Source organism: Nocardia inohanensis NBRC 100128, assembly GCF_001612945.1.
Lineage (GTDB): Bacteria > Actinomycetota > Actinomycetes > Mycobacteriales > Mycobacteriaceae > Nocardia > Nocardia inohanensis.
In genome coordinates this window covers 558314-584889 of sequence record NZ_BDBK01000002.1, presented here as the reverse complement: position 1 = coordinate 584889, position 26576 = coordinate 558314, and the positions used below count along the sequence as shown (strand labels likewise).

Genomic DNA, 26576 nt, shown 5'->3' with positions numbered 1-26576 from the left:
TTCGGGATCCGCTCGGCGATCCGGAGCACCCCTCGAGCACCGGTACCGCGTTGCGTACGAAAGCCTTTCGACTGGTCGGAACGGACTTCTACTCACGATACGAGCCGAACGCAACGACCGAATCCGCCGAATTACTCATCCGGTACTCACCGCTGCGCCGTCACCCAGGCGGCGATGCGGCTGCGGGTACCGAAACCGAGTTTGGTGAGAATGTGCTGAACGTGGTTCTGCGCCGTGCGTTCCGAGATCACCAGCTCGCGCGCGATGGCGCGGTTGGTCGCACCCGCCGCCACCAGTAGCGCCACCTGCCATTCCCGCTCCGACAGCGGGGATTCGGCGAGCGGCCGAGCCGATTCATGCGACTGCCCGACCGCCCAACCCGGGTGTGCGACCGGCGAACCCGAGAACCCCACCTGCGAACCCGGCTGCCCGACCGGCGAACACCGGTGCGCCGGTGGCGCGATCGGTATTCGCAGCAGGGTGTGCAGGCGCTCGGCCCAGTCGGTCATGCCGAGGGCGCGGGCGCGGTGCAGGGCGGGTTCGGCGAAAGCCGTTGCGGCGGCGTGGTCGCCGGTGTGGTGGGCGACGAGCGCTTGGGCGCAGGCGGTTTCGACGGCGTGCGCGGCCGCGCCGCTGAGGGCGCAGGCATCGGCTGCGGCGGTGAGCTCGGCAGTGGCCTTGTCCCATTCGCCCAGGGCGATGGCGCAGGTGGCGAGCGTCAGTTCGACCGGGCCGAAATAGCCGGCGGTGCAGGTGATGTGGCGGCCCCGCCAGGGGCTGAGGCGGCCGTGGAAGAAGCGGACGGCATCGAGATCACCGACCGCGGCGGCGATCTGCACGCCGACGGCGTAGTACGCCAGCCGGATATCGTCGGGAACATCCCAGCCCGCGGGCGGTCCGGCCCGGCGGAACAGGTGTTCGGCCACGTCGAGGCGGCCCTGATCGGCGGCGATCCACGCCGGAGCGAGCAGCACGAACAGCTCCGCCCGCACCTCACCGTCCGCACGCGCCAGCAGCTCCCCCACCAGCTCCGGCCGATGCCCGTAATGGTGCCCGACCAACGTCACCAGCCCCGCGTACGCGAGCACCCGTGGATGCCCACCCGGTTCGAGCGTCTCGAACGCCTCCCGCCCGAACCGCAGCGCATCCTCGAATTCCCCACGCGCCTGCGCCATTCCGCCCCGGGCCCGCACCAACTGCCATCGCGCCACCGGCCCGCCCACCCGCTCCACGCACCACCCCATCCGCACGATCTCCCGATCCACCCGATCCAGCCGCCCCCGCTGCCCGTACACCTCCACCGCCCACAACCGCCCCCGCAACTCCACCTCCGGCCGCTGCTCCCGCACGCCGATCTCGATCAACCGCCGCGCCAGCCGCGCCCCCTCCTCCACGAACTCCGGTCCCCCACAGGCACACTGCCGCGACCGCAACGCATCCACCACCGCCTCCCCACCCCCGCCCCGCTCCGCCGCGATCAATGCCGCCGCCGACATCACCTCCGCATCCCCACCCGTGCCGCAGCACACCGCCGCCTCGGTCCGCCGCGCCACCAACCGCGCCCGCAACTCCCCCACCGATCGGCAATCCCCGGCCACGCCGGCCGAACTCGAACCTTCGGACGGCAACGGATCGACCGCCGGCACGCGACCGTTGACGCCGATCACCGCCCGGCCGGACAAGGGAAGAGCGGCGAGCGCGACTTCGCACCAGTCCCGAATATCGCGATCCCAGCCGAGGCGGCCGATCGGTTCGAGGGTGAGCGCGGCGGCAGCCAGCAGCACCGGATCACCGGTTCGGCGCGCCGCGTGCACCACGTCCCCGCAGTACTGCCGCGCGAGGGTGAGCCTGCCCGCACGGAAGGCCGCTTCGGCCTTCGCCAGGGTCAATCGCCCGCGCGTGGACGCGGACAGCGCTTCCGCGGCGTTCGACAACGCCAGCTCGTAAAGCTGGTGCGCCGCATCGAAATCCAGTTGTGCGAACGCGTATTCGGCCGCCCGGGTGCACCAGGCCACCGCGGGGGCGCGATCACCGGTCGCCGCGACCATGGACCAGTGCCGCGCCAGATCGGCGAGGTGCGGGTCGAGACAATCGGCGTAGAGCTCCTCGATCGTCAGCGCGGCGCGCCGATGCAGTTCGGTCCGCCGCGGCAGCGGCAATCCGGCCACCAGCACCGATCGCACCAAGCCGTGCACGAACTCGGCGCGTCCCGCCGCCGGCGTCGCCGCGAGCACACCCGCGCGCACCGCCTCCTCCACCTCGGGCAGACACGCCACGGTGCTCCGCTCCACCAGCCGCGCCGCCACCGCGATCTCGAACTCCTGCCCGAGAACCGCAGCCGCACAGAGGAATTCCTGTGTTCGCTCCGCGAGCATCGATATCCGCACCGTCACGATATCGGTCAAGCGCGGCGGCACATCTAGCGTGCTCAACGTGGGCGACGCGGTCACGGCCGGACCACGCTCGAGCGCATCCGGATCGAATTCCACAGCCGTACTCGCTGCGGCGGTTCCGTCCGCGGAGTTCGGCGCGACCGGCGGCAGGAGGGATGCGGCTGCGGCTTCCATCGTGTGGTGACGCAGGCCGCGGGCGAGTTCGCGGATGTAGAAAGGGTTCCCGGCGGTGAGGGCGTGGGCTTGGGCCAGGAGGGAGCCGGGGAGGTCTCGGCCGGATTCGCGACTGAGATAGGTGGCGGTATCGGTGCGCGAGAGACCTTGTAGGAGGACGGTTTCGACGTCGGCTTCGGGGAGCAGGCGGGGGCGGACGGCGCGCCAGCCGGACAGGACGGTGTCGGCGGCGGTGCGTTCGGCGGCGCAGATCAGGAGGCGATGGCGGCGTAGCGAGCGGACCAGGTGCAGGAGGGCGTCGAGGGAGGGTTCGTCGGCCCATTGGATGTCGTCGACTACCAGGAGCGCACCGTGAGCGGCGGTGAGGTCGTCGAGCCAGGTCGCTATGCGTTCGAAGAGCAGGGCGCGTTCGGGGGCGTCGCCGGATTCGGAAAGCGTGTCGGCTACGCCGGATTCGCCCATCACCTGCCGCCATAACCAGAACGGGGGCGAGTCGGGGAGTTCGACCGAGCGGGCCCAGAGGACGGGGACCTCGGCGTCGGCGGCTTCGCGCGCGAGCTCGCCGAGCAGGCGGGTTTTGCCGATGCCCGCTTCGCCGGAGCACAGCACCATGCGCGACCGCCCGGCCAGGGCTGCCGCGAGTTCGACGCGCAGGCGGCCGAGTTCGGCGTCCCGGCCGATCAGTTCATCCCCGCCGGGCATGGCGCTCCGGACGGCTGACGGGACACGGGACACCTGGGCTGGGCACACCTGCTCATCAGCGCGGAAACCGCTGGTGTTAGCCGGTATTCGAAAGTCGACCGGTTTGTCCGGTACGCCGGTGTCAGTGCTGCTGTTTGATCTTCGCGGCAATCCGGTCGGCGATGATCGGCGCGGTGCGGGAATCGGCGGTGGCACAGCTCGCGGTCTCGATCACCGCATTGCCCACCGTGCGAATCGTGTTCGAGCAGTACCACTTGCCCGACGTCGAGGTGAGGATCCAATCAACCGAGACCGCCGACGGATCGGAGTTGTGCGCCATCGTGGTCACCCGCGTAGTGCTGGACTTGCCGTTCTCGGTCGAGACATCGGTGACGTCGGTGTCCTTGCAGCTCTCCAGATAGGCGCGATACTTGCCCACCAGTTCCTCGGCCACCAGGAAATTCTTGAAGGTGGTGACGGCCAGGAAGACATTGTGGTCGTAGTCGTCCCCCGGCTCCTGATAGGACCGCAGCCGGTAACCGGACCAGGTATCGCCGTAGGCGCGCTTGTCACCGCTGTACACCAGCGAACCGCAATCCGGCGGAGAGTAGGTGTATTTCGGCACGGTCGGCGCGGTGTTCTCGAACTTCTGCACCAGCTTGCTCGCGGCGACGATCTTGGCTACCTCGTCGGGCGTGGGCATCATGTCCGGAATTCGGTCCGGGGTCAGCTTGGGCAGCTTCACCACCGCCGGATCCGGTGCCGCCGAACCCTTCACGACCTGACCGCACCCGGTCACCAGAAAGAGCAGCGCCAGACCCATGGCGATACCGCGCCCCCGCATTTACCCTCCTAGACCCGAGGTCAACCCGAGCATAGCCGCGAATCGGCTCAGGCGATGCGCTCCCGCATCCATTGCGGGATCTCGTCCCCGGCGCGCGGGAAGGCGGCCAGTTCGCGCCGGCACTGATCCGGTTCCGGGACCGGGATCCACTCCGGAATCTCCTTGCGCGACAACTGGAATTGCACACCGTCGGCATCGGCCTTGGTGGCCACCCGGCCGCTCAGCCAGGTGCCGGTCATCTGGTCGTAGGAGAGTTCCTTGTGCCGGCCCAGCAACGCGAGCAGCTCCTCGGCGAGCACCATATCGTCGTCGGTCTCGTCGGCCAGCTTCACATTGCGCACCGATTCGTCGTCCAGCTGCACCTGGATTCCGGCGTGCCCCTCCTCGCCGACCAGCACGAACCACAGCACCGCGAACTGCCAGCCGACCGGCAGCATATCGGTGAGCACGCCGACCAGGGCGGCCTCGACCATCTCCAGATCCGCGGAGAGCTCGCCCGAGGAACGCGCCCCCGGTGACTCGTCGCCCTCGGCCAGCACCAGCGGCGGATAGTGCGCCACCATGGCCGCGACCGCCTCGGCCACCGGCACGGGTAGTCGCTCCGGCACGATGTACAGCGGGCGATCCGGATCGCGGCGTTGCCCCGCATCGCCGAAAGCCATTACCCGGGACCGGAATTCGAGCGGATCGCGCAGCACCACCTCGGCGAAGCGTTCCTCCTGGCCGCCGCGCCGCACCCGGCCCACCCGCAGCCGCAACCGCTCCACCTCGTGCCAGCCCACGTGCGGAAACCCCTGATAGGTGAAGCCGGCGTCGGTGATGACCAGGGTCGGTTGCGGACGGAACAGCTCGTGCAGCATGCCGTAGACACCGAACCCGAAGAGCGCCACGGTCACCAGCCCGCCCAGCCGCATCGCCGGATGTTCGGCGCCGTCCAGCACCACCGGTAAGGGCAGCACGGTCAGCACCAGGAAGAACAGCAGCGCGCCGACCGCACCCGTCTTCGACGGGTAGAACTCGGTGACCGACCCACGTCCTTCGTCACTCACCCCGATGACGCTAGCTGATTCCGCCCCATGGCAACACCGTCGCTATTGCACTGGTCCATTCGGCCAGTACCGGACCCAGTCCTGAGCAGTCAGCGGCGCGAGTTCACCGCGGTCGGATTCGGCGGCGTCCTCGGCCGCGCGGATGTCGGCGGCGAAGGCGAGGGTGGCTTTGCGGAGGCGTTCTTCGGCGCTGTCGGGGCCGCCCAGGGTTACCACGCGCAGGTCCGGTGGGATGAGGTCGTCGGGGAGGCCGGCTTTGCGGCTGCGGGACCGGATCTTTTCGGCGAGGGCCAGGGCGGGTTGGGCCATGGCGATGCCGTCGAGGCAGGAGCGGCGGGCTTTTTCGGTGGATTTGCGTTGTTCCCAGGCGGATTCCTGGGCGGCGATCTTCTCGGCGAGGGGGGCGTTCGGGTCGATGGCGTCGTCGCTGAGGTGCGGGCTGCGGTTGGTCAGTTTGGCGACCAGCGCGGCCGCCACGTCAGCGACGGTGAATTCGCCTGCGGCCTCGGCTATCCGGGAGTGGAACAGCACCTGGAGCAGGAGGTCGCCGAGTTCCTCGCGAATGGTGCCGGCATCGGATTCACCGATGGCGTCGAGGAGTTCGTAGGTTTCCTCGAGCAGGTAGGGGCGCAGCGAATCGTGGGTTTGGGTGACTTCCCAGCCGCCGAATTTCCACAGGCGATCCATCACCTCGACGGCTTCGCCGAGCGCTTCGGTCATGCGCGCGGTGTCGGCGGCGGTATCCGGGTCCAGACTCACCGCGCCGCCGTGGCCTCGGTGGCGACCCGCACATCGACCGCGCCGGGGGCCTTGCCGTCCAGGGCGAGCAGCAGGTCGGCCACGAATTGCAGCACCTGCACATCGCGCACCCGCTCCGCGCCCACGCTGTCTTCCACTCGGGGCAGCGGCAATTGCACGATGCCGGTGGTCGGGCGGTAGGTGGCGTTCGGGTAGAGCCGCTTGAGCCGCAGCTGCTTGGAGTCGGGCAGCTGCATCGGCGACACCTTGAGAGTGGTTCCGGTGACACCGATCTCGGCGATCGCGTACTCGCGGGCCAGCAGCCGCAGCTTGGCCACCGAGACCAGGCGCCCGACCTCCACCGGCAGCGGCCCGTAGCGGTCGACGAGCTCCTCGACCACGGCGGCCAGCCCGGAATCGTCCTGGGCGGCAGCGAGTTTGCGGTACGCCTCCAAGCGCAGGCGGTCCGAGCCGATGTAGTCCGGCGGGATGTGCGCGTCCACCGGCAGGTCGATGCGGACTTCCCGGACTTCCTCGTCCACGGTGATGGGCCGCCCGTCGGCGGCGGCGCGGTACGCCTCCACCGCTTCACCGACCAGGCGCACGTAGAGGTCGAACCCGACGCCCGCCACATGCCCGGACTGCTCCGCGCCGAGCACATTGCCCGCACCGCGAATCTCCAAGTCCTTCATGGCGACCGCCATACCCGCGCCCAGATCGGAGTTCTGCGAAATGGTGGCGAGCCGGTCGTAGGCGGTCTCGGTGAGCGGCTTCTCCGGCGGGTACAGGAAGTAGGCGTAGCCGCGTTCACGCGAGCGTCCCACGCGTCCGCGCAGCTGGTGCAGCTGCGAAAGCCCCAGCGCGTCAGCGCGTTCCACGATCAGCGTATTGGCATTGCTGATGTCCAAACCGGTTTCGATGATGGTGGTGCAGACCAGCACATCGAATTCCCGCTCCCAGAAGCCCTGCACGGTCTTCTCGAGCATGTCCTCGTTCATCTGCCCGTGCGCCACCACCACCCGCGCCTCGGGCACCAGATCGCGAATCCGCTTGGCCGCCTTGTCGATCGAGGCGACCCGGTTGTGCACGTAGAACACCTGGCCGTCGCGCAGCAGCTCACGGCGCACCGCCGCGGCCACCTGCTTGTCGTTGTACGCACCGACATAGGTGAGCACCGGATGCCGTTCCTCGGGCGGGGTGAGGATGGTCGACATCTCGCGAATGCCCGCGAGCGACATCTCCAGGGTGCGCGGGATCGGCGTGGCGGACATGGTGAGAACGTCCACGTGCGTGCGCAGCGCCTTGATGTGCTCCTTGTGCTCGACGCCGAACCGCTGTTCCTCGTCGATGATGACCAGGCCCAGGTCCTTCCACCGCACCCCGGTCTGCAACAGCCGGTGGGTGCCGACGACGATATCGACGTCCTTGGTGGTCATGCCCTCCAGGATTTCCCGCGATTCGGCGGGATCGGTGAAGCGGGACAGGCCCTTCACCACCACCGGGAAGCCGGCCATGCGGTCGGTGAAGGTCTGTAGATGCTGTTGCGCGAGCAGCGTGGTGGGGACCAGCACGGCGACCTGCTTGCCGTCCTGCACCGCCTTGAAGGCGGCGCGCACCGCGATCTCGGTCTTGCCGTAGCCGACGTCACCGCAGATGACGCGGTCCATCGGCACCGACTTCTCCATATCCGCCTTCACTTCGGCGATGGCGGAGAGCTGATCCTGGGTCTCGGTGAACGCGAACGCGTCCTCCATCTCGGTCTGCCACGGCGTGTCCGGGGCGAAGGCGTGACCGGGCGCGGCCTGCCGGGCGGCGTAGAGCTGCACCAGTTCGGTGGCGATCTCGCGAACCGCCTTGCGCGCCTTGCGTTTCGTATTCGCCCAGTCGGAGCCGCCGAGCTTGGAGAGCGACGGCATCTCGCCGCCGACGTAGCGGGAGAGCTGGTCGAGGGAGTCCATGGGCACGAACAGCCGGTCGCCCGGCTGGCCGCGCTTGCTGGGCGCGTACTCGATGACCAGGTATTCGCGCCGCGCCCCGGCGATGGTGCGCTCGATCATCTCCACGAAGCGCCCGATGCCGTGCTGATCGTGCACGACCATGTCACCGGCGGTGAGCGCCAGCGGATCGACCTGATTGCGGCGCTTGGCGGGCAGCTTCTTGCCCTCGCCCGGCGCGGTGACCCGGTTGCCGGTGAGATCGGATTCGGCGACCACCACCAGCTTGGCGTCGTCGAACACGATGCCGTCGTGCAGCGAACCGCAGAGCACGCCGACCAGTCCGCGAACCGGTTCCGCGCCGGCTTCCAGGTGCGCGGCCGGGACCTCGGCATCGGCGAGGCGTTCCTGAATGCGTTGCGCCGTACCGTGTCCCGCCACCACGATGACCGCGCGGCCGCCGGTCGAGACGTGCGCGCGCAGTGACGCGAAGATGGTGGCGACCAGTTCCTCGGAACCGCGCGCGGACGGGGCGGCCAGTACGGGCAGCACGATCTCGTTCGGATCGTCGGCGGCCAGTGGGCTCAGCGTCCACCAGGGCAGGCCGTGCCGCTCGGCATCGGCGTGCACTTCGTCGAGTCCCCGGTACGAGGACGCCGCCAGGTCGAGTCCGTGCGCGCCGAGCGGAGCCGCGCCGCCGAAGGAGGCGGCCGTCCACGAGGCTTCCAGGAACTCTTGACCGGTGCGCACCAGGTCGGCGGCGCGGGTGCGGATCTTCTCCGGATCACACAGCAGCACATGGGTTCGCGCGGGCAGCACCTCGGTGAGCAATTGCAGCTCGCCGGGTTGCAGCACCGGCAGCAGCGCTTCCATGCCCTCCACCGGGATGCCGCCCGCGAGCTTCTCCAGCATCTCCACCAGCGCGGCGTCGGCGGCGTTCTCGGCGGCGCGGGCGCGTAGCTCGTCGGTGAGCAGCAGTTCCCGGCACGGCTGGGCGACCACCAGCTCGACCGGATCGTCGTGCAGCGAACGCTGGTCGGCGACGGCGAAGGAGCGCAGCTCGGAGACCTCGTCACCCCAGAACTCCACGCGCACCGGATGATCCGCGGTCGGCGGGAAGATGTCGAGGATGCCGCCGCGCACCGCGAACTCGCCGCGCTTGCCGACCATGTCGACCCGCTCGTAGGCGAATTCGACCAGCCGCATGAGCAATTCGTCGAAGTCGAACTCCGCGCCGCGCCGCAGCACGATGGGTTCGATATCGCCCAGCCCGTGCGCCATCGGCTGCATGAGCGAGCGCACGGTGGTGACGACGACCCGCAGCGGTTCGCCGTAGATGCCCTCGTCCGGGTGCGCCAGCCGGCGCAGCACCTGCATGCGCTTGCCGACGGTGTCGGCCCCCGGGGAGAGTCGCTCGTGCGGGAGGGTCTCCCAGGACGGGAAGAGCGCCACGCTGTCGCCGAGAATCTCGGCCAGCTCGGTCGCGAGATCATCGGCCTCGCGGCCGGTGGCGGTCACCACCACCAGGGGCCGCTCCCCGGCAATGGTCGACGCGACGAACGGACGGACCGCCGTCGGCGCCACCAGCATTGCGGAGTCACGGCCGATCAGGCTCCTGACCTGCTGGAGAGCGGCATCGGCACCAGCCACCGTGGCCAGTCCCGCCAAGGGTGGACGATGCTCGGGCATAAGGAGACTCCTGGGCGCAGATCAGCGTTTCAGAACGACCAACCGAGTCTAGTAGCCGGAGCCGACAGGTGGAGTTCGCGGCCCGCGCACCGGTCGTTCCAGCCCGAATGACGAGGGTGCGTGCTTGAATGCGATATGTCCTATGTGGCCGATCCGCAGCTACTGAACGTAGCGGCGCAGGCGGCGAGCCGCGAACTCGCGGAAGTAGGCGACCTTCTCGTCCGGGACGATGGAGGGCAGCAGGAAGAACCAAGCCCGTTCCATGCGCGTCGCCATCTGGTCGATCGACTCCGTGCTGACCGCGACCATGTGCACGCCCGTGGTCACCTCCTGCAAGAGCAGGCCGATGGTCTCCGGATCCAGCTCCGGCTTCAAATCCCCTTGCTGGATAGCGCGTTCGGCGAGCAAACGGTGCGTCTCGCCCCAGGTCTTGGCGATATTGTCACCGGCCGCGCCGCGATAGTCGCCGATCTGGTGGGTGAGCTTGAGCATCGACCCGACCATGGGGTCGTTCATCGTCAGATCCGCCACCACGTAGGTGATTCCGATGCACGCCTCGAGCGCCGGCACCCGCGGATCGAAGAAGCCCTGACAGGCGCTGACCAGTCGCTCATTGCCCTGATCGACGACCGCGCGCGCGCGAGTTCTTCCTTGGAGCCGAAGTGAAAGTACAAGGCGCCCTTGGTCACATTCGACTGCGCGATGATCTCGGACAGGGACGCGTTCGCGTAACCCAGTCGCAGAAAGACATCGGCCGCGCCCGCGAGCACGGAATCGCGAGTGATCTCCGCACGCGCTTGCCTAGCCATCAGATCCGCCTGTCATCAAACCAGCCATCCTGAAGTAGACCGACATCCCGAAGTTGACCGACATCACAGTTCGAACAGCACTCGAAGGATGGGTGAACCGTACCACCCGGCTGCGCGATGCCAGCCGATTCGAGCATTCGACCCGTCCTCCTTCGCAATTCGCTGGTTAACTGTCCAGTTCTACCGCCCGACAACGGACGTATCAGACCGTTGGGTTCTTTAAACCTTTGCCGCTCGGCCATTCCGAGGCGAGTTTCGGTTCCGACTCCAGGTGCGTCAGACCGTTCCAGCACAGGTTCACCAGATGCGCGGCAACCACTTCCTTGGACGGCTGCCGTTCGTCGAGCCACCAGGTGGCCGCCGTCGCGACCATGCCGACCAGCGCCTGCGCGTAGAGCGTGGCAAGCGAGGTGTCGAACCCGCGGCGCTCGAAATCCCCGGCGAGGATGTGCGCCACCTGATTCACCGCCTCGTTCAGCAGCGACGAGTAGGTCCCCTCGGCCGCCGACACCGGCTGATCCCGCATCAGAATCCGGAACCCGTCGGTGCGCTCCTCCATATAGGTGAGCAACGCCAGCGCCACCTGTTCCAGCCGCACCCGCGACCGGTTCCGCGTCAACGACTCCCGGATCATCTCCAGCAACGTGGACATCTCGCGATCGACCACGACCGCGTACAAGCCTTCCTTGCCCCCGAAGTGCTCGTACACCACAGGTTTCGACACCTGCGCCCGCGTCGCGATCTCCTCGATGGACGTCGCGTCGTACCCCCGCTCCGCGAACAGCGCCCGCCCGATCTCGATGAGCTGCTGCCGCCGTTGGGTTCCGGTCATGCGCGGGCGGGACACGCGGCCCCCCTCACCCGAACTCATCGCTCCGCCTCCCTGCGCTTGCCGTACGACTGTCCTGCTTACTGTCCCAGACTTCTCCGCACCGAGCCTCCCTGGGCCGGGTTCCGGCTCGCTTGCAACTTCGCCAACGTAACAACTGATCACGCAAGATCGGGGTAACTCACCGGGGACGAGCCGAGTCGGGCACCTCGCGAACAGGGACTCCGCAACGCGAACGAGCAGGGCACTTACCCGTCGGCGAAAATTCCCGGAGAGGCGGAGGAGTAAAAATTCGCGGAGAGGCGGGGGAGCATGCGAGTATCTACATCGCAATGCCAGTCATGCAGCCTCGCGAACCATACGGTCCGCAGGTGATTGATCCGCCGTAGTGTAATGGCAGCACCACTGATTTTGGTTCAGTTAGTTCAGGTTCGAGTCCTGGCGGCGGAGCTCGCGAGCGGGGGCACTATCGTTGCCCCGGCACATAGCCGACACAGCACAACTGTGGGCGGCGCAACCAAGAACTCAGCACGATGACCGGCAGCCGAGGGAGATCCATGCCACAGCAGACCGCCGTCGTCGTTCTCGCAGCCGGTGCTGGAACCCGAATGCGGTCCAAGACCCCCAAGGTATTGCACCCGCTGGCCGGCCGCAGCATGCTCGCACACGCGTTGCACGCGGCGAACGAGATCGACCCGACGTACCTCATCACGGTGGTGGGACACGACCGCGAAGCGGTCGGCGCCGCCGTCACGGAGGTGGCCGAACAACTCGGCCGTGACATCGACCGCGCGGTCCAGGAAGAACAGCTCGGCACCGGCCACGCCGTGCAGTGCGCGCTCTCGGAGATTCCCGAGGATTTCGACGGCGACCTGCTCGTCACCTACGCCGATGTGCCGCTGCTGGACGGGCATACGCTCTCCGCCCTGCTCGACGAGCACCGCAGCTACTCCGATGGTTCGGCCGCCACCGTGCTGACCTTCGAACCCGATGACGCCAATGGTTACGGCCGCATCGTGCGCGATGCCGAGGGCCGGGTGCTGGAGATCGTCGAGCACGCCGACGCCACCCCGGAACAGGCCGCCATCACCGAAGTCAATTCCGGCGTATACGTTTTCGACGCGCGCGTGCTGCGGGTGATGCTCTCCCAGATCACCACCGCCAACGCCCGCCACGAGCTCTACCTCACCGATGTGCTGAAGCTGGCCCGCGAGGCCGGGCACGCGGTTCACGGTGCGCGCCTGCTGGATTCGGCCAAGGTGACCGGCGTCAACGACCGGGTGCAGCTGGCCGACGCGGGGCGCACGCTCAATCGCTACATCGTGGAACGGCATATGCGCGCCGGGGTCACCATCGTGGATCCGGCGAGCACCTGGATCGACGGCAATGTGCAGATCGGCCGGGACGCCGTCATCCGGCCGGGCGTGCAGCTGCTGGGCCACACCGTGATCGGCGAGGACGCCGAGATCGGCCCCGACTCCACCCTCACCGACGTGGTGGTCGGCGACGGCGCGAAAGTCGTTCGCGCGCACGGCGAGAAGTCCACCATCGGCGCCGGCTGCAATGTCGGGCCCTTCACCTACCTGCGCCCCGGCACCGTGATCGGCGAGGACGGCAAGCTGGGCGCGTTCGTGGAGACCAAGAACGCCACCATCGGCGCGCACTCCAAGGTCCCGCACCTCACCTATGTGGGCGACGCCACCATCGGCGAGCACAGCAATATTGGCGCGTCGAGCGTCTTCGTCAATTACGACGGCGTCAAGAAGCATCACACCGTGGTCGGTTCGCACGTCCGGACCGGCAGCGACACCATGTTCGTCGCACCTGTGACAGTGGGTGACGGCGCGTATACCGCAGCAGGTACTGTGCTGCGTAGAAATGTTCCACCGGGGGCTCTCGCGGTGTCGGGTGGAGCGCAGCGCAATCTCGACGGCTGGGTGCAGCGCAACCGCCCCGGCACCGACGCGGCCAAGGCAGCGGAAGCGGCACTGGCGGCCACCGAAATTTCCAACGAGCAAAAGGATGGCGAACGTCCGTGACCGCGTTCTCTACCGATAACCAGAAGAACCTGATGCTGTTCTCGGGACGCGCTCATCCCGAGCTGGCGGAAGAGGTGGCGAAGGAACTCAACGTTCACATCACCCCTCAGACCGCCCGGGATTTCGCCAATGGCGAGACCTTCGTCCGGTTCGAGGAATCGGTTCGCGGCTCCGATGCCTTCGTGTTGCAGAGCTTCCCGGCCCCGCTCAACCAGTGGGTCATGGAACACCTGATCATGATCGACGCGCTGAAGCGCGGTTCGGCCAAGCGCATCACCTCGGTGCTGCCGTTCTACCCGTACGCCCGCCAGGACAAGAAGCACCGCGGTCGTGAGCCCATCTCGGCTCGCCTGATCGCCGACCTGCTCAAGACCGCGGGCGCGGATCGCATCATCACCGTCGACCTGCACACCGATCAGATCCAGGGCTTCTTCGACGGCCCGGTCGATCACATGCACGCGATGGTGCAGCTGGTCGAGTACATCCGCAACAACTACGCGCTCGACAATATCGCCGTGGTGTCGCCGGATGCCGGTCGCGTGAAGGTCGCCGAGAAGTGGGCCAACGCGCTGGGCGACGCGCCGCTGTCGTTCATCCATAAGACCCGTGACCCGCTGGTGCCGAACCAGATCACCGCCAACCGCGTGGTCGGCGAGGTCGAGGGGCGCATCTGCATCCTGATCGACGACATGATCGACACCGGCGGCACCATCGCCGGCGCGGTCAAGGTGCTCAAGGAGGCGGGCGCGCTGGACGTGGTCATCGTGACCACCCACGGTGTGCTGTCGCATCCGGCCGCAGAGCGCCTCGCCAACTGCGGTGCCAAGGAAGTCGTGGTCACCAACACGCTGCCGATCAGCGAGGACAAGCGCTTCCCGCAGCTGACCATCCTCTCGATCGCCCCGCTGCTGGCGCAGACCATCCGCGAGGTCTTCGAAAACGGTTCCGTCACCGGCCTTTTCAACGGGTCCGCCTAACTCTCGGCGGATCTCGGGGGCTTACGCCCCCGAACCCCCTCGAACGCAGCGCCGCCGTGCCAGTAGGCACGGCGGCGTTTTCGCTTCGCCCTTTCGGGCACTTTCGTATCGAGCGGGTGGCAATGGGTGCCCCGGCCGTGGCGCGGCGGTAGCGTTGAGTCCGAAGCTCGGCGGTTTGCTACTGGTGCGCTGATGCGCGGAGAGGTGATGCCGTATGGACGACCGGCGCAACGATGACGAAGACCAGCTGATGGACGAGGTCTTCGACACCGACGACGTCGAGGACCTCGATTACGACCTGGGCGATGACGACCAGGCCGACGAGGTTCGCGAATACGAGCGGTACATCAGCGATCCGCCCGAGGACCTGGTGATCCGCAATCGCGAGAGCGACGACGACGGCCGGTTGGGCATCGACGAGGAGCTCGATCAGGAGTGGACGCGCCGGCGCCGGCGCGAGGAGCACCGGTCCGAGGACGACCGGCCCGCGGAGGTCGCCGCCATGGAGATCGTCGAGGAACCGGGCGACTGAGAACCCGATGTTTCGTTTCGGGTCCCCGGCTGTGATAACCATGGGGAGCTGTTCACACCACATCGAGGAGGGCGCGACATGAGCACGCCGCCGAATGAACCGCAACCCGAGTCCGGCTCGGGTGAGCTCTTCAAGAAGAAGGGCGACGCCGAGACCGGCAGCACCGGCTCCGAGCCGGCGCCGAGCCCACCGCCGCAGCCGCAGGACGACATCACCCGGCACTACCAGCCCGGCGCCGCACCCGATTCCGGGTATCCGCCGTACCCGGGCAGCACTCCCCCGCAGCCGCCGCCGGGTGGCGGGTATCCGGCCGGCGGGCAGTACGGCTATCCGCCCGTGGGTGCGCAGCCCGGCGGCTATCCGCCCGGCGGGCAGCCGGAGTACGGACAGCAGCCCGGCGGGTTCCCGGCCTATCCGCAGCAGCCCTACGGTCAGCAGCCCTACGGCCAGCCGTATCAGCCGTACGGTCAGCCCGGACCGCAGCCGCGCACCGGTCCGCAGGTGTTCTCCATCATCGGATTCATCTGCGCCGCCATCTCTTTGATCTTCTGCCCGCCGCTGTTCGGCATCGCGGGCATCGTGCTCGGCATCATCGGTCACACCAAGGGCGAACCGCTGGGCAAGTGGGCGGCCATCGCGGCGGGCGTCTGCATGATCCTCGGCTTCGTGATCGGGTACCTGATCATCGACAGCGGAATGATCCCGACCGACAGCTGATATGACGCGATTCGACGGATTCCCGATCACCGGGCTCGACTTCTACGAAGATCTCGAAGCCGACAACTCCAAGACCTTCTGGAACGCCAACAAGAAGGTCTGGGAGGAGTCGGTTCGCGACCCGATGAAAGCCCTTGTCGCCGAATTGGAGAGCGATTTCGGCACCGCCAAGATCTTCCGGCCGTACCGGGACGTGCGCTTCGCGGCGGACAAGACGCCGTACAAGAACCATCAGGGCGCGATCGTGCACACCGCTCAGTTCGGTGGGTGGTACGTGCAGATCGGCGCGGCCGGATTGTTCGTGGCGGGCGGGATATACGCCGCGCCGCCCGCGCAGCTGGCGGCGCTGCGGGTGGCCATCGCCGATGATGTGCGCGGGCCGGAGCTGGAAGGCATACTGGCGCGGCTGGTCTCGGCCGGCTACCGGATCGGCGGGGACAAGCTCAAGACCAAACCCAAGGGTTACGAGCTCGACCATCCCCGCATCGAATTGCTGCGGCACAAATCCCTCACCGCCGGAAAGGAATTCGGGGCGCCGGCGTGGTTGAGCACGGCGCGCGCCCGGGACGAGATCCGCGCGGCGTGGGAGGAATTGCGGCCGCTCAACGAATGGCTGGCGGCGGTCACCGAACAGCGGTAGCGCTCACTCCGGGCGCTCCTCGCGAACCTCGCGGCGGATGGACCGGACGCTGAAGGTGATCACCAGCAGCGAGCCCGCCGCGACCAAGGCCGCGACCTGTATGCGCGCCAGCCGATTCCGGCGGCACGGGACCACGAAATCGGGACCGTGACAACCGGCGGGATCGAGGCAGATGGGCGGCCCGGTCCATTCGTGCCGGGGCGCCACCACCGACCCGCAATCCACGTCCCCGGCCGGATGCGGGAGCGGCAGCAAGAACAGCGCACCCACCCCGGCGAGCAGCAGCAAACCCGCCACCAGCCACAGCCGGGCTCGGCGCCAGCCCAGCAGCGACGGCAGGGCTATGCAAAAGGCGGCGACTCCGAGGACGAGGCCGAAAATCTCCCACGGCTTCACTGTCCCCGATCCTAAATCGGGGACAGGGCAACCACTGCCGGAATTGCCGGTTTGCTACCGGCGTTCGGCCAGCACCAGCGCGAATCGGTCGTCCTGGTCGGTCCACACCCGCTCGGTCGCGAAACCCGCTGCGCTCAACTCGGATTCGAGTCCCGCAGGCTGAAACTTCGCGGAGATCTCGGTGCGGATCTGCTCGCCCGCCGCGAACTCGACCGTCATATCCAGCTCGGGAACCGCGACGGTCATCGCCTCGGTGGCCTCCAGCCGCATCTCGATCCACTCGTGCTCGGCATCCCACAGCGCGACGTGCCGGAAGCGGGCCGGATCGAAGTTCGCACCCAACCGGGCGTTGAGCACGTGCAGCACATTGAGATTGAACTCCGCGGTGACGCCGGCGGCATCGTCGTAGGCCGGGACCAGCACCGCCGGATCGATCACCAGGCCCGCGCCGAGCAGCAGCTGTTCACCCGGCTCCAGCACCTCGTGGATCCCGGCCAGGAACTCCGCGCGCTCGCGCGGGACCAGGTTCCCGATGGTGCCGCCGAGGAACGCGATCATGCGCCGCCCGCCGCGCGGCAGGTTCTCCAGCGTGGCCGTGAAGTCACTGACCACCCCGTGCACGCTCAACCCCGGAAACTCCGCCGCCACCTGATCCGAGGACGCGCTCAAGGCCGCCACCGAGACATCCTGCGGCACATACTTCTTCAACGGCCCTTCGGCGGTCAGCGCCTCCAGCAGCAGCCGCGTCTTCGCCGCCGACCCGGCGCCCAGCTCCACCAGCACCTCGGCCTGCGCGATCCGCGCGATCTCCGCCACCACCCGCTCCAGCAGCGCCCGCTCGGTCCGGGTCGGGTAGTACTCCGGCAGCTCGGTGATCTGCTCGAACAGCTCACTTCCGCGCGCGTCGTAGAACCATTTGGGCGGCAAGGACTTCGGCGATGCGGTCAGCCCGCTGCGCACATCGGCCCGCAGCGCCGCGGTCAGGTCTTCGTCGGTTAGATGAATCTCCAGCGTTGCCGAGGTCATGAAAAGGCCCTTTCGTCATCGGTTTCAAGCGATTCCACGGTCAGCGACCCGGGCCGCACCGTCACCAGTTGCCGGTCCGCGATCGGCCGCCAGCGTGGATCGTCGTCATACGGTTCGGAGGCCACCACCGCGAATTCATCGGTGACCAGCACGGATAGCGAGTGATGCCGCGTAGTGGCCCATACCGTCTCCCCGTCACCCAGCAACAGGTTCAAGCGCGCCTTCGGCGATCGCGCCAGCACGGCCCGAACCACCTCCCGCAGTGCGCTTTCCGGATTCGCGCGGTGCGCGCCGTCGAGCAGGTCGTGCAGTATCACCCACAGGACCGCCGAATCGGTGAGCGATTCGGCGTCCAACAGCGAGGGCGAACCGAACTGTGCCGCAACGGCGGTGAGCGTGTTCCGCCAATCCGGAATCGCACCGTTGTGACTGAAGGCCCAGCGCCCGTGCGTGAACGGCGCGCAGGCCGCCCGCTCCACCGGCAGGCCGGCGGTCGCCGAGCGGATCGCGGCCAGCACGGCGGTCGACCGCAGCTGCGGGAGCACCTCGTCGACCGCTGGATCGGTCCAGATCGGCGCGGCATTCCGGTAGCGGCTCACGCTGAGTCGGCCTGCCGGAAAACCACTTTCGGCAGCGACGGGATCGGCAGCGGCGGCCGGACCAGCGGCAGTCGGCGAGTCGGCACTGGCGGTGGTCGCGGCGGTGTCGCGCGGGTCGGGTGGGGTGCCGCCGTGCCAGGGGACGCCGGCGGCGTGATCGGCGGGGGCCGCGGCGGCGGGGAGCCACCAGGCGACGCCGAAGCCGTCGGCGTTTATGGTTCCGCCGCCGCGCATTTCACGTGGAGCCCAGGATTGGGTGCGCAGGGAGTGCGGGCCGCGGGTTACCAGGTCCCCGACTGCGGTCGGCGGGCCGAGGTAGGCCAGGTGGCGGCACATCAGCGCTCGTCCGGGCGGAGGTCTCGGGCCAGGCGGAAGCCGGAGAAGATCTGGCGGCGGATGGGGTGGTCCCAGTTGCGGAAGGTGCCGCGGACCGCCACCTGGTCGGCGGCGAAGGAACCGCCGCGCAGGACCTTGTAGTCGCCGCCGAAGAAGACGTCGGAGTATTCGGCGTAGGGGAAGGCGCGGAAACCCGGGTAGGGGTCGAAACCCGAACTGGTCCACTCCCATACGTCGCCGATGAGCTGGTGTACGCCCGAGGGCGAAGCACCCTCCGGGTACGCGCCGATATCGGCCGGTTCCAGATGATGCTGGCCGAGGTTGGCGGTGGATTCGGTGGGGTCGGCGTCGCCCCAGGGGTAGCGGCGCGTGCGGCCCGTCTCGGGGTCGAAGCGGGCGGCCTTCTCCCATTCGGCTTCGGTGGGCAGGCGTTTGCCCGCCCAGTTGGCGTACGCCTCGGCCTCGTACCAGCAGACGTGGACCACCGGTTGCTGCGGGCGGACGGGCTGCATGGTGCCGAAAACCCGCCGCCACCAATGGCCGTTGCCATCGCGCTCCCAGAATTGGGGTGCGGTGAGGCCGGCTTCCAAGCGATGCGCCCAGCCGCGCTCGGACCAGAGTTCGGGGCGGTCGTAACCGCCATCCGCGATGAAGGCGACGTACTTCTCGTTGGTGATCGGCGCGGCGTCGATCGCGAAACCGGGGACGTGCACCGGATGCGCGGGGCGCTCGTTGTCCAGCGCCCACGGATCGGTGTCGGTGCCCATCACGAATTCGCCTGCGGGAATGACGACTTCACCCGCGACCCGCACGCGGGCCGCGGGCGGGGCGGGCGCGGCCAGCACAGCGTCACCGGTGCGCAGCTGATGCGTGGCCAGCATGGTCTCGTCGTGCTGCTGCTCGTGCTGGGCGATCATGCCGAAGGCGAAACCACCGTCCACCAGCTCGTCACCGTGTAAAGGACTGTGCTCCAGTACATCCAGCACCTTGTCCCGAACCGTGCCGACATAGCCGCGCGCCTCCACCGGATTCAGCAGCGGCAGCGCCGGCCGATCCGCACGCGCATGCTTGAACGCGTCGTACAGGTGATCGATATCGGCGCGCACCGGTTCCCGCCCGCCCACATCACGCACCAGCCACAGCTCTTCCTGATTGCCGATATGCGCCAGATCCCACACCAGCGGACTCATGATCCGCGAATGCTGCGCCACCAGTTCAGCTTCATCCACACACTCGGTCAGACCGGTGGTCCGCCGCCGAGCGCGCTCGAGCGTGTCGGCGATCTTGGTGCGCAACCGTTCGGTTTCGGCGCGGTCGGCGCCCGGTAGATGAATGGTCATGGGAAAACTCCGAATTCGGTCAGTGATGTAGCCGCCGCAGTACAGGCGCTCACGCCCTCGTCATTCCGGCGTGCTTTTGGCCGGAATCCATATGCCGGCCCTGTGTGGATCCCGGCTAAAAACATGCCGGGAGGACAGTGACGGCCGGGCGGACGCAGGCCGTGGCGGGGAGGCCGGTGGTGCGGTGGCCGGATGAGCGCGGTGATCATCGGGCATCCTCGGTGGGGGCGCGGCCGCTACGACATCGCTCGGCCGCGGCACCCAATTCCGCTGCGGCCTGGTCGGTTTCGGCATGCGCGGCGGCCAGTTCGAGCAGATCTACCGCGGCGGAGCGCAACTCGGGATCGGCCAGACCGTGCCGGGCGGCTTCCGTCCACATGGCCGCGGTGGGCTTGGCCAGGGTGCTCGCTTCGGCGACGACCTCTGGGCGGGAGAGCAGCGCGTCGAAGACGTGGATCGGGACCGTCCAGGTGTCACCCGGCTGCGCGTCCAGGTAGCGGACCTCCAGGTGCCCGGAGGCGCGGACCGGCGGGAACAGCGTGGTCAGGTGATAGTCGAGGTCGGCGCGGGTGGGGCGGCGGTCGAGTTCGTCGTCGAGCGCACCGCACAACCAGTCGGCGAAGGTCGCGCCCGGCGGGGCGGACCAGTCCGTCTGCTCGTCGCAGCGCACACACAGCAGCGGCACGTCCAATGCCCAATGCGCGTATCCCGCAATGGGATCCGGCCAATCGTGCACCGACGGCCGGGTGCGCAGCGGATCCAGCCGCATCCAGGCGCGCATGCGCTGCGAGGCCCACTCCCCCGGCGGCGCCCCCGCCAGCGCCGGTGAGCAGGCGAAACCCGCCAGCAGCGCGGGCCCGACCTGGTAGAGCAGCGTCCAGCGGGCCGCCACCTCGGCGGCATCCGCCCCGGCATCCACGCTGACCTGGGTGGCGGCGGTATTGCACATCATGAGCGCCCCGAACGGGCCGATCCCGGCGAAGGAGCGTTCCATGGCGCGATAGCGCGGCAGCCGGAGGATTCGCTGCGCGGTGCGACTCGCGTCGGCGGCGGCGGAGAAGGTGCTGATGCCCTGGGATTCGAGCAGCTCCCGTAAGCGGGAGGCATCGGCGCGGAGACTCGTGGCGAGCTCGGCGGCGGAGGCGAAAGGGGCGCTGGATAATTCGATCTGACCACCGGGTTCGATGGTCACCCGACTGCCACCCGGCAGCGCCACGGCCGGGGAATCGGGCGAAATCGACTGTGGGGTGTGGACTCCCAGCGCGTCCGCGAGCACAGTCAGATCGGGACGCGGATCCGATGCCGAACTCCCACCCTGGGCGGTGAGGAATTCCAATTCGGCACCGATCAAGCTCGGTGGTCCGACCTTGAAACAGACGCCGCCGATATACGCCTCGGCGGCCGCACGGGAGGAGAACCCGACGTCGGGCGACTGCTCGGTGCGGGATTCGGGCATCACCGTCACTGCCATGCCAACCTCCACTCCTCGGGGCCGGCGGTCAGCCGACCCAAACCAGGGTAGCGACGGACTCCGACAACAAATCTGACGTTTTGAAGAACACACCTACCGTTATGGTCGATTCCATGGTGAACATCGCGAGTTTGCGAGCCGATACCCCGGGCTGCGAGAACCAGGTCTTCCTGGACAGCGCCGGCTCCTCCCTGCCCCCGCGGATCGTCGTCGACACCGCCATCGCTCACCTGCGCCGCGAGGCCGAGATCGGGGGTTACCGGGCCGCGAGCGAGCGCCTGGACGACCTGCACGGGGTGAAGGTAGCCATCGGTGAACTGATCAATGCCCGGCCCGATGCCATCGCCCTGAGCGACAGCGCCAGCCGCTCCTGGACGGATTTCTTCTACTCGGTACCGCTGGCCCCCGGCGACCGGATCCTGATCTCCGGCGCCGACTACGCCAGCAATGCCATCGCCGCCCTGCAACGCGCCCGCCGCAGCGGCGCGGTCGTGGAGGCCATTCCGAGCGACGGCAGCGGGCAGCTCGACCTCGACGCCCTCGCCGGCATGCTGGACGAACGCGTGAAACTGGTATCGCTGGTGCATGTCCCCACCAACGGCGGCCTGGTGAACCCGGTCGCCGAGGCGGCCCGCATCGCGCACGGCGTCGGCGCGCTGGTGCTGCTGGACGCCTGCCAATCCGCCGGGCAGCTGCCGCTCGACGTGGCCGAACTGGAGGTGGACGCGCTGTCGGCCACCGGCCGCAAATGGCTACGCGGGCCGCGCGGCACCGGCTTCCTGTACGTCCGGCCCGAACTGGCCGCCACCCTGGAGCCGGGCCGGCTGGACCTGCACAGCGCCGAATGGACCGGTCCGGGCGAATACACCCTCGCCCCGGACGCCGGCCGCTTCGAATTCTGGGAATGCGATGTGGCGGCCCGCCTGGGTCTCGGCGCGGCCGTGCGCTATCTGCTCGAGCTGGGTCCCGCGCAGGTGTACGCGGCCATCGCCGAACGCGCCGAGTACCTGCGCAAGACCTTGCAGGAGATTCCCGGCGTCACCGTCCGCGACCGCGGCACCCAGCACGCGGGCATCGTGTCCTTCACCGTGGACGGCCTGGAGCCGATCGAGGTGCGCGACCGGCTGGCGGACGAGTCGGTCACGGTGACGGTCAGCCATCGCGGTTCCACCCTGCTGGACATGACCGATCGCGGGCTGGCGTCGGTGGTCCGGGCCTCCCCGCACTGCTTCGTGAGCTTCGAGGATCTGGACCGATTCGCCCGAGTCCTCACCGATTCGATGGCCTGAACGCGTACCGACCTCCCCGAAACGGTTAACAGGGTCCGCCGGCAGCGGGATAGTTAGAGATATCCCAGCCGGATTCTGCGTTGAGGGGGTTGGACCATGAGCCGGTTCACCGACGAGATGTACGCGACCGCGCGGCATTCGGCGCGCGGTCTGGTGACCGGTGAACCCGATGCGCCCGTGCGCCGGACCTGGGGCGAAATCCATGACATCGCACGGCGAATGGCGGGCGGACTGGCCGCCGCGGGCATCGGGCGCGGCGACGCCGTAGGTGTGCTGGCCGGTATGCCGGCCGATATCGCCCCCGCCTGCCAGGCGGTGTGGATGCGCGGCGCCTCGATCACCATGCTGCATCAGCCCACTCCGCGCACCGACCTCCAGATGTGGGCGCACGACACCGAAACCGTGCTGAACATGATCGAGGCGCGCGCGGTCATCCTGGGCGCGCCCTTCGAGATCGCCGAGCCGCTGCTGCGCGAACGCGGCATCAATGTGGTCACCATCGACGCCATGCGCGCGGGCGAGCCCATCGAACCGCTGCCCACCGGTGAATCCGATATCGCCTTGCAGCAGTTGACCTCCGGCTCCACCGGCTCGCCCAAAGCGGTCCGGATAACGCACGGCAATTTCTTCGTCAACGCCTATGCCATGTTCGATCGCGTGAAATTCCAGCTCGACGATGACGTGATGGTGAGCTGGTTGCCGCTGTTCCACGATATGGGCATGGTCGGATTCCTCAGCGTCCCCATGCAATTCGGTGCGGAAGTGGTCTGCGTGACCCCGCTCGATTTCCTCCAGCGGCCGATACTGTGGGCCGAACTCATCTCGAAATATCGCGGCACCGTCACCGCCGCACCGAATTTCGCCTATTCCCTGCTGGGTCGCCGGCTCCGCAATGCCCCCGACGGCGCCTTCGATCTGAGCAGCGTCCGCTATATGTGGAACGGCGCGGAACCGGTGGACGCCGACACCATGGACGCGCTCGCCGAAGCCGGAAAACGCTTCGGGCTCAATCCCATGGCGCTGACACCGGTCTACGGTATGGCCGAAACCACGCTGGCCGTATCGATTCCGGATCCGGGCCTGGGCCAGGTCCTGGACGTGGTGGACGGGGATCTACTGGAGGCGCTGGGCAAAGCGGTCCCGGTCCGGCACCCCGAACACCATCACGGCGGTGTGCGCCGGCTGCCCACCCTGGGCTATCTGGTCGACAATCTCGAGGGCCGGGTGGTGGACGCCGACCGCCGGCCGCTGCCGGTGCGCAGCGTGGGCGTGATCGAATTGCGCGGCCCCGCGGTGACTTCCGGATATGTCACCACCGAGGGCTTCCGGCCCGCCCAGGACGCGGACGGCTGGCTCGACACCGGCGATATCGGCTATTTCACCGAGGACGGGCTGGTGGTGGTCTGCGGGCGGATCAAAGACGTCATCATCATGGGCGGCCGCAATATCTTCCCCACCGATATCGAACGAGCGGCCTTGCGTATCAAGGGAGTTCGCCCCGGAAACGCGGTGGCCGTGCGCCTGGACGCGGGCCAGAAACGCGAAAGTTTCGCGGTGGTGGTGGAATCCAACGACCACCAGAACCTGGACGAGGTCAAACGCATCGAACACGAGATCGTGCACGCGGTCTTCTCGGAAGTGGGAGTGCGCCCGCGCAGCGTGACCGTGCTCGGCCCGGGAGCGCTCCCGAAAACCTCGTCGGGCAAGCTCCGTCGCTCCGCGACGGCAACAGCCTTACGGGACAACTGATTTCGCGACCCTCGGGGTAACTCACCGGGTACGCCCGAAATCGGCTCGGCAACCGACCGCCGGCACGCGCGCACAGCTGGCGACGGCTTCGAGCCGCGCGCTGAAGTCGCGGAGAGGCGGTCAGTGCAATTGGTTCTGTGCGGCTTCCAAGCCGACGCGGAGCAGTAGCTCCACGGCGTCGGCGGCCTGCTCGACGATGACCGGGACCTCTTTGCGCTCGGGAGCCGAGAACGGCTTGAGCACATAATCCGCGGGGTCCTGACGACCCGGCGGACGCCCGATACCGAAGCGGACGCGCAGGTAATCCTTGGTGGTGATGGCCTGCGAAATGGAGCGCAGACCATTGTGCCCGCCCTCGCCGCCGCCCAGCTTGAGCCGGACCGCGCCGAACGGCAGATCCAGTTCGTCGTGCACCACGATGATGTCCGAAGCGGGGACATTGAAGAACTTCGCCAGCCCGGCGACCGGGCGGCCGGAGAGGTTCATATAGGTGCGCGGCTTGGCCAGCAACACCTTGCGGCCGTCCAGGCGCGCTTCCAAGAGGTCCGCACCGGACTTCTTGTGCACACCGAAACGGCCGCCGACGCGCTCCGCGAGCACGTCGGCGACCATGAAGCCGACATTGTGCCGGGTGCGCTCGTACTCGGGTCCGGGATTACCCAGTCCGACCACGAGCGCGGGCCCGGCCGATGGCTCAGTCATAGGACAGCTGTCGCCTCAGTCCGGAAACCGTTGGGGGACCGAATTATTCGGCGGCTTCCTCAGCGGCGGCGGCTTCCTCGGCGGCGGCCTCGACCTCGGCGGCGGAGGCCGGGGCGGCGATGATGTTCACGATCAGGGCCTCGGCGTCGCCGGCCAGGGTGGAGCCCTTCGGCAGCTCGATGGAGCCCGCGAGGATCTGGGTGCCGGCCTCGATGCCCTCGATCGACACGTCGATGGACTCGGGGATGTGCAGGGCCTCGACCTCGATGGAGAGGGTGGTGGTCTCCTGGGTGACCAGGGTGCCGGAGGCGGCCTCGCCGACCAGGTTGACGTGCACGTCGGCGGTGACCTTCTCGCCACGACGCACGATCAGCAGGTCGGCGTGCTCGATGTAGCGACGGATCGGGTGCACGACGACCGACTTGGTCAGCGCCAGCTGCTTCTTGCCCGCGATGTCCAGGTTCAGCACGGCGTTGGTGCCGTGCTCACGCAGGATGGCGGCGAAATCGCGCGCGTTGATCGACAGGTGCTGCGGCTCTTCGTTGTGGCCGTAGAGCACGGCGGGCACATTGCCGTCACGACGGGTACGGCGGGCAGCGCCCTTGCCGAACTCGGTGCGTACAGAGGCTGCGAGAAGGCTGGCGTCGGACATGATTGTCTACTCCTACGGCTCGTCCGGGCTGTAATGTCAGCTGTCGCCAGGGGACTGTGCACCCTGACTGTGTTCGTCTGCTTCGTCATCGGCGAAGAACGAACGGGGACGGCTGAGGTGGCCGAGCCGCGTCGATCACGGTGGGCAGCTTGTGCCACACCCTCGCCGAGACAACCTGAGAACTCTAACATGCAGAAATTCCCGCTTTGCCGCGGGGGTTCCACGCCTGCGCCCCCGCAAGAAAAGGGCGTTTCGCGGGACCTGCCCCCGAGCCCCCGAAACGCTTGCTAAGCGGCGGTCTTCTTGAAAGACGCGGCGTAGCAATCGACATAGGGGCGGCCGGAGCGGCGGACCAGGTCGGCCATCAGTTCATCGGTGGCGGTGCGCACGCCCTGCTGATCGGCGGGCAGGAAATACCGCGGGCGACCGAAGGAGATGCGAACCTTCGCGAACCGCAGCAGCTTGCGATTGCGCGGGTTGACCCTATCGGTTCCGGAGAGCACCACCGGGACCACGGGTGCGCCGGTTTCCATCGCGACCCGGATCACGCCGGTGCGCCCCCGGTAGATACGACCGTCGGGGGACCGCGTCCCCTCGGGGTGAATGCCCCAGATGCCGCCGCCTTCGAGAATGCGGGTCGCCGCCGCCAGCGAATCCGACCCGGCCGTGCCGCCGGTGCGATCCACCGGCACCTGACCGGTCGCCTTCATCACCCACCGATTGATGCGCCCCCGGAACCCATTACCGGTGAAGTACTCCTGCTTGGCGATGAAGGTGACCGGCCGGTCCAGCACCAGGCACAGGTACAGCGAATCCACCACCGCCAGATGGTTGGCCGCGATGATCACCGGCCCGTCCTGCGGAACATGGTGCAGCCCTTCGACCTTGGGTCGGCCGACCAGTCGGAGCACCGGCCCCACCAGCACATATTTCAACAGCCGATACCACATGAATACCTCCCCGAAAGAATG

Annotated in this window: 21 protein-coding genes, 1 tRNA gene and 1 pseudogene; 8 read left to right on the top strand and 15 right to left on the bottom strand. The window is 68.0% G+C overall.

The features are described 5' to 3' along the window. Window positions 1-146: 146 nt before the first annotated feature. The 7 genes and pseudogenes from NI1_RS08975 to NI1_RS08945 all read right to left on the bottom strand — a co-directional run bounded on the left by NI1_RS08975 (window position 147) and on the right by NI1_RS08945 (window position 11143). Entirely contained in the window at window positions 147-3269 is a 3123-nt protein-coding gene (locus NI1_RS08975; protein ID WP_067816727.1) for a helix-turn-helix transcriptional regulator, read from the bottom strand. 121 nt (window positions 3270-3390) lie between these two features. Continuing rightward, the gene (locus NI1_RS08970) at window positions 3391-4092 is read right to left on the bottom strand and encodes a sensor domain-containing protein (RefSeq protein WP_084522811.1); all 702 of its coding nucleotides are present in this window, start codon (window positions 4090-4092) and stop codon (window positions 3391-3393) included. Between the two features lie 47 nt (window positions 4093-4139). Continuing rightward, complete coding sequence (locus NI1_RS08965) at window positions 4140-5141, bottom strand: hypothetical protein (protein ID WP_067816721.1); 1002 nt, start codon at window positions 5139-5141, stop codon at window positions 4140-4142. A 42-nt stretch (window positions 5142-5183) separates the two neighbouring features. Further along, the gene (locus tag NI1_RS08960) at window positions 5184-5861 is read right to left on the bottom strand and encodes a nucleoside triphosphate pyrophosphohydrolase (protein WP_067818003.1); all 678 of its coding nucleotides are present in this window, start codon (window positions 5859-5861) and stop codon (window positions 5184-5186) included. Window positions 5862-5896: 35 nt separating this feature from the next. Next, window positions 5897-9502 (bottom strand): transcription-repair coupling factor, encoded by a 3606-nt coding sequence (gene mfd / locus NI1_RS08955; protein WP_067816718.1) that lies wholly within the window; start codon window positions 9500-9502, stop codon window positions 5897-5899. A gap of 159 nt (window positions 9503-9661) precedes the next feature. Continuing rightward, window positions 9662-10311, bottom strand: a pseudogene (locus NI1_RS08950) (TetR family transcriptional regulator). Window positions 10312-10513: 202 nt separating this feature from the next. Then, window positions 10514-11143, bottom strand: a complete 630-nt coding sequence (locus tag NI1_RS08945) for a TetR/AcrR family transcriptional regulator (RefSeq protein ID WP_067816716.1) — start codon at window positions 11141-11143, stop codon at window positions 10514-10516. Window positions 11144-11519: 376 nt separating this feature from the next. Here NI1_RS08945 and NI1_RS08940 point away from each other — a divergent pair. The 6 genes from NI1_RS08940 (at window position 11520) to NI1_RS08915 (ending at window position 16045) form a co-directional block, all read left to right on the top strand. Next, window positions 11520-11590, top strand: a tRNA-Gln gene (locus tag NI1_RS08940). Between the two features lie 107 nt (window positions 11591-11697). Then, a complete protein-coding gene (glmU, locus tag NI1_RS08935; RefSeq protein ID WP_067816713.1) occupies window positions 11698-13179 on the top strand; it encodes a bifunctional UDP-N-acetylglucosamine diphosphorylase/glucosamine-1-phosphate N-acetyltransferase GlmU in 1482 nt (493 codons plus the stop codon). Further along, window positions 13176-14156, top strand: a complete 981-nt coding sequence (locus NI1_RS08930) for a ribose-phosphate diphosphokinase (RefSeq protein WP_067816710.1) — start codon at window positions 13176-13178, stop codon at window positions 14154-14156. Before glmU ends, NI1_RS08930 begins: the two co-directional genes overlap by 4 nt. Before the next feature lie 214 nt (window positions 14157-14370). Next, window positions 14371-14688 (top strand): hypothetical protein, encoded by a 318-nt coding sequence (locus NI1_RS08925; RefSeq protein ID WP_245663138.1) that lies wholly within the window; start codon window positions 14371-14373, stop codon window positions 14686-14688. Between the two features lie 78 nt (window positions 14689-14766). Beyond that, window positions 14767-15405 carry a hypothetical protein gene (locus NI1_RS08920; protein WP_067816708.1) on the top strand — a complete coding sequence of 213 codons (639 nt, stop codon included), beginning with the start codon at window positions 14767-14769 and terminating at the stop codon, window positions 15403-15405. A 1-nt stretch (window position 15406) separates the two neighbouring features. Beyond that, window positions 15407-16045: a DUF2461 domain-containing protein gene (locus NI1_RS08915; RefSeq protein WP_067816704.1), complete on the top strand. Its 639-nt coding sequence runs from the start codon at window positions 15407-15409 to the stop codon at window positions 16043-16045. Window positions 16046-16048: 3 nt separating this feature from the next. On the opposite strand, the gene NI1_RS08910 is transcribed toward NI1_RS08915, so the two are convergent. The 5 genes from NI1_RS08910 to egtA form a co-directional block, all read right to left on the bottom strand. After that, window positions 16049-16441 (bottom strand): hypothetical protein, encoded by a 393-nt coding sequence (locus NI1_RS08910; RefSeq protein WP_067816701.1) that lies wholly within the window; start codon window positions 16439-16441, stop codon window positions 16049-16051. 54 nt (window positions 16442-16495) lie between these two features. Further along, window positions 16496-17467: an L-histidine N(alpha)-methyltransferase gene (gene egtD / locus NI1_RS08905; RefSeq protein WP_067816698.1), complete on the bottom strand. Its 972-nt coding sequence runs from the start codon at window positions 17465-17467 to the stop codon at window positions 16496-16498. Beyond that, on the bottom strand, window positions 17464-18402 hold the full coding sequence (locus NI1_RS39185) for a class II glutamine amidotransferase (RefSeq protein WP_067816695.1): 939 nt from the start codon (window positions 18400-18402) through the stop codon (window positions 17464-17466). The genes egtD and NI1_RS39185 overlap by 4 nt, the downstream gene beginning before the upstream one ends. Next, window positions 18402-19742, bottom strand: a complete 1341-nt coding sequence (gene egtB, locus NI1_RS08895; protein WP_067816692.1) for an ergothioneine biosynthesis protein EgtB — start codon at window positions 19740-19742, stop codon at window positions 18402-18404. Before egtB ends, NI1_RS39185 begins: the two co-directional genes overlap by 1 nt. Before the next feature lie 205 nt (window positions 19743-19947). Further along, window positions 19948-21213, bottom strand: a complete 1266-nt coding sequence (gene egtA, locus NI1_RS08890) for an ergothioneine biosynthesis glutamate--cysteine ligase EgtA (protein ID WP_084522809.1) — start codon at window positions 21211-21213, stop codon at window positions 19948-19950. Between the two features lie 113 nt (window positions 21214-21326). Between egtA and NI1_RS08885 the strand changes: the two genes are divergently transcribed. Together NI1_RS08885 and NI1_RS08880 are read left to right on the top strand one after the other, a co-directional pair. Further along, entirely contained in the window at window positions 21327-22502 is a 1176-nt protein-coding gene (locus NI1_RS08885) for an aminotransferase class V-fold PLP-dependent enzyme (protein ID WP_067817994.1), read from the top strand. 96 nt (window positions 22503-22598) lie between these two features. Then, window positions 22599-24251 (top strand): fatty acyl-AMP ligase, encoded by a 1653-nt coding sequence (locus NI1_RS08880; protein ID WP_067816689.1) that lies wholly within the window; start codon window positions 22599-22601, stop codon window positions 24249-24251. 120 nt (window positions 24252-24371) lie between these two features. On the opposite strand, the gene pth is transcribed toward NI1_RS08880, so the two are convergent. The 3 genes from pth to NI1_RS08865 all read right to left on the bottom strand — a co-directional run bounded on the left by pth (window position 24372) and on the right by NI1_RS08865 (window position 26555). Continuing rightward, window positions 24372-24953 (bottom strand): aminoacyl-tRNA hydrolase, encoded by a 582-nt coding sequence (gene pth, locus NI1_RS08875; protein ID WP_067816686.1) that lies wholly within the window; start codon window positions 24951-24953, stop codon window positions 24372-24374. A 43-nt stretch (window positions 24954-24996) separates the two neighbouring features. Then, window positions 24997-25605: a 50S ribosomal protein L25/general stress protein Ctc gene (locus NI1_RS08870; protein WP_067816682.1), complete on the bottom strand. Its 609-nt coding sequence runs from the start codon at window positions 25603-25605 to the stop codon at window positions 24997-24999. 287 nt (window positions 25606-25892) lie between these two features. Beyond that, the gene (locus NI1_RS08865; RefSeq protein ID WP_067816680.1) at window positions 25893-26555 is read right to left on the bottom strand and encodes a lysophospholipid acyltransferase family protein; all 663 of its coding nucleotides are present in this window, start codon (window positions 26553-26555) and stop codon (window positions 25893-25895) included. Window positions 26556-26576: the final 21 nt, after the last annotated feature.

What these genes read in the sequence shown, in the direction of transcription:
- NI1_RS08885 (WP_067817994.1), top strand. Translation starts at nt 21,327, where the DNA reads ATGGTGAACATCGCGAGTTTGCGAGCCGATACCCCGGGCTGCGAGAAC.
- NI1_RS08870 (WP_067816682.1), bottom strand. Translation starts at nt 25,605, where the DNA reads ATGTCCGACGCCAGCCTTCTCGCAGCCTCTGTACGCACCGAGTTCGGC.
- NI1_RS08865 (WP_067816680.1), bottom strand. Translation starts at nt 26,555, where the DNA reads ATGTGGTATCGGCTGTTGAAATATGTGCTGGTGGGGCCGGTGCTCCGA.
- NI1_RS08915 (WP_067816704.1), top strand. Translation starts at nt 15,407, where the DNA reads ATGACGCGATTCGACGGATTCCCGATCACCGGGCTCGACTTCTACGAA.
- NI1_RS08975 (WP_067816727.1), bottom strand. Translation starts at nt 3,269, where the DNA reads ATGCCCGGCGGGGATGAACTGATCGGCCGGGACGCCGAACTCGGCCGC.
- egtB (WP_067816692.1), bottom strand. Translation starts at nt 19,742, where the DNA reads ATGACCATTCATCTACCGGGCGCCGACCGCGCCGAAACCGAACGGTTG.
- NI1_RS08880 (WP_067816689.1), top strand. Translation starts at nt 22,599, where the DNA reads ATGAGCCGGTTCACCGACGAGATGTACGCGACCGCGCGGCATTCGGCG.
- NI1_RS08920 (WP_067816708.1), top strand. Translation starts at nt 14,767, where the DNA reads ATGAGCACGCCGCCGAATGAACCGCAACCCGAGTCCGGCTCGGGTGAG.
- pth (WP_067816686.1), bottom strand. Translation starts at nt 24,953, where the DNA reads ATGACTGAGCCATCGGCCGGGCCCGCGCTCGTGGTCGGACTGGGTAAT.
- egtD (WP_067816698.1), bottom strand. Translation starts at nt 17,467, where the DNA reads ATGACCTCGGCAACGCTGGAGATTCATCTAACCGACGAAGACCTGACC.
- NI1_RS08945 (WP_067816716.1), bottom strand. Translation starts at nt 11,143, where the DNA reads ATGACCGGAACCCAACGGCGGCAGCAGCTCATCGAGATCGGGCGGGCG.
- mfd (WP_067816718.1), bottom strand. Translation starts at nt 9,502, where the DNA reads ATGCCCGAGCATCGTCCACCCTTGGCGGGACTGGCCACGGTGGCTGGT.
- NI1_RS08925 (WP_245663138.1), top strand. Translation starts at nt 14,371, where the DNA reads ATGGACGACCGGCGCAACGATGACGAAGACCAGCTGATGGACGAGGTC.
- NI1_RS08960 (WP_067818003.1), bottom strand. Translation starts at nt 5,861, where the DNA reads ATGACCGAAGCGCTCGGCGAAGCCGTCGAGGTGATGGATCGCCTGTGG.
- NI1_RS08970 (WP_084522811.1), bottom strand. Translation starts at nt 4,092, where the DNA reads ATGCGGGGGCGCGGTATCGCCATGGGTCTGGCGCTGCTCTTTCTGGTG.
- glmU (WP_067816713.1), top strand. Translation starts at nt 11,698, where the DNA reads ATGCCACAGCAGACCGCCGTCGTCGTTCTCGCAGCCGGTGCTGGAACC.
- NI1_RS39185 (WP_067816695.1), bottom strand. Translation starts at nt 18,402, where the DNA reads ATGTGCCGCCACCTGGCCTACCTCGGCCCGCCGACCGCAGTCGGGGAC.
- egtA (WP_084522809.1), bottom strand. Translation starts at nt 21,213, where the DNA reads ATGGCAGTGACGGTGATGCCCGAATCCCGCACCGAGCAGTCGCCCGAC.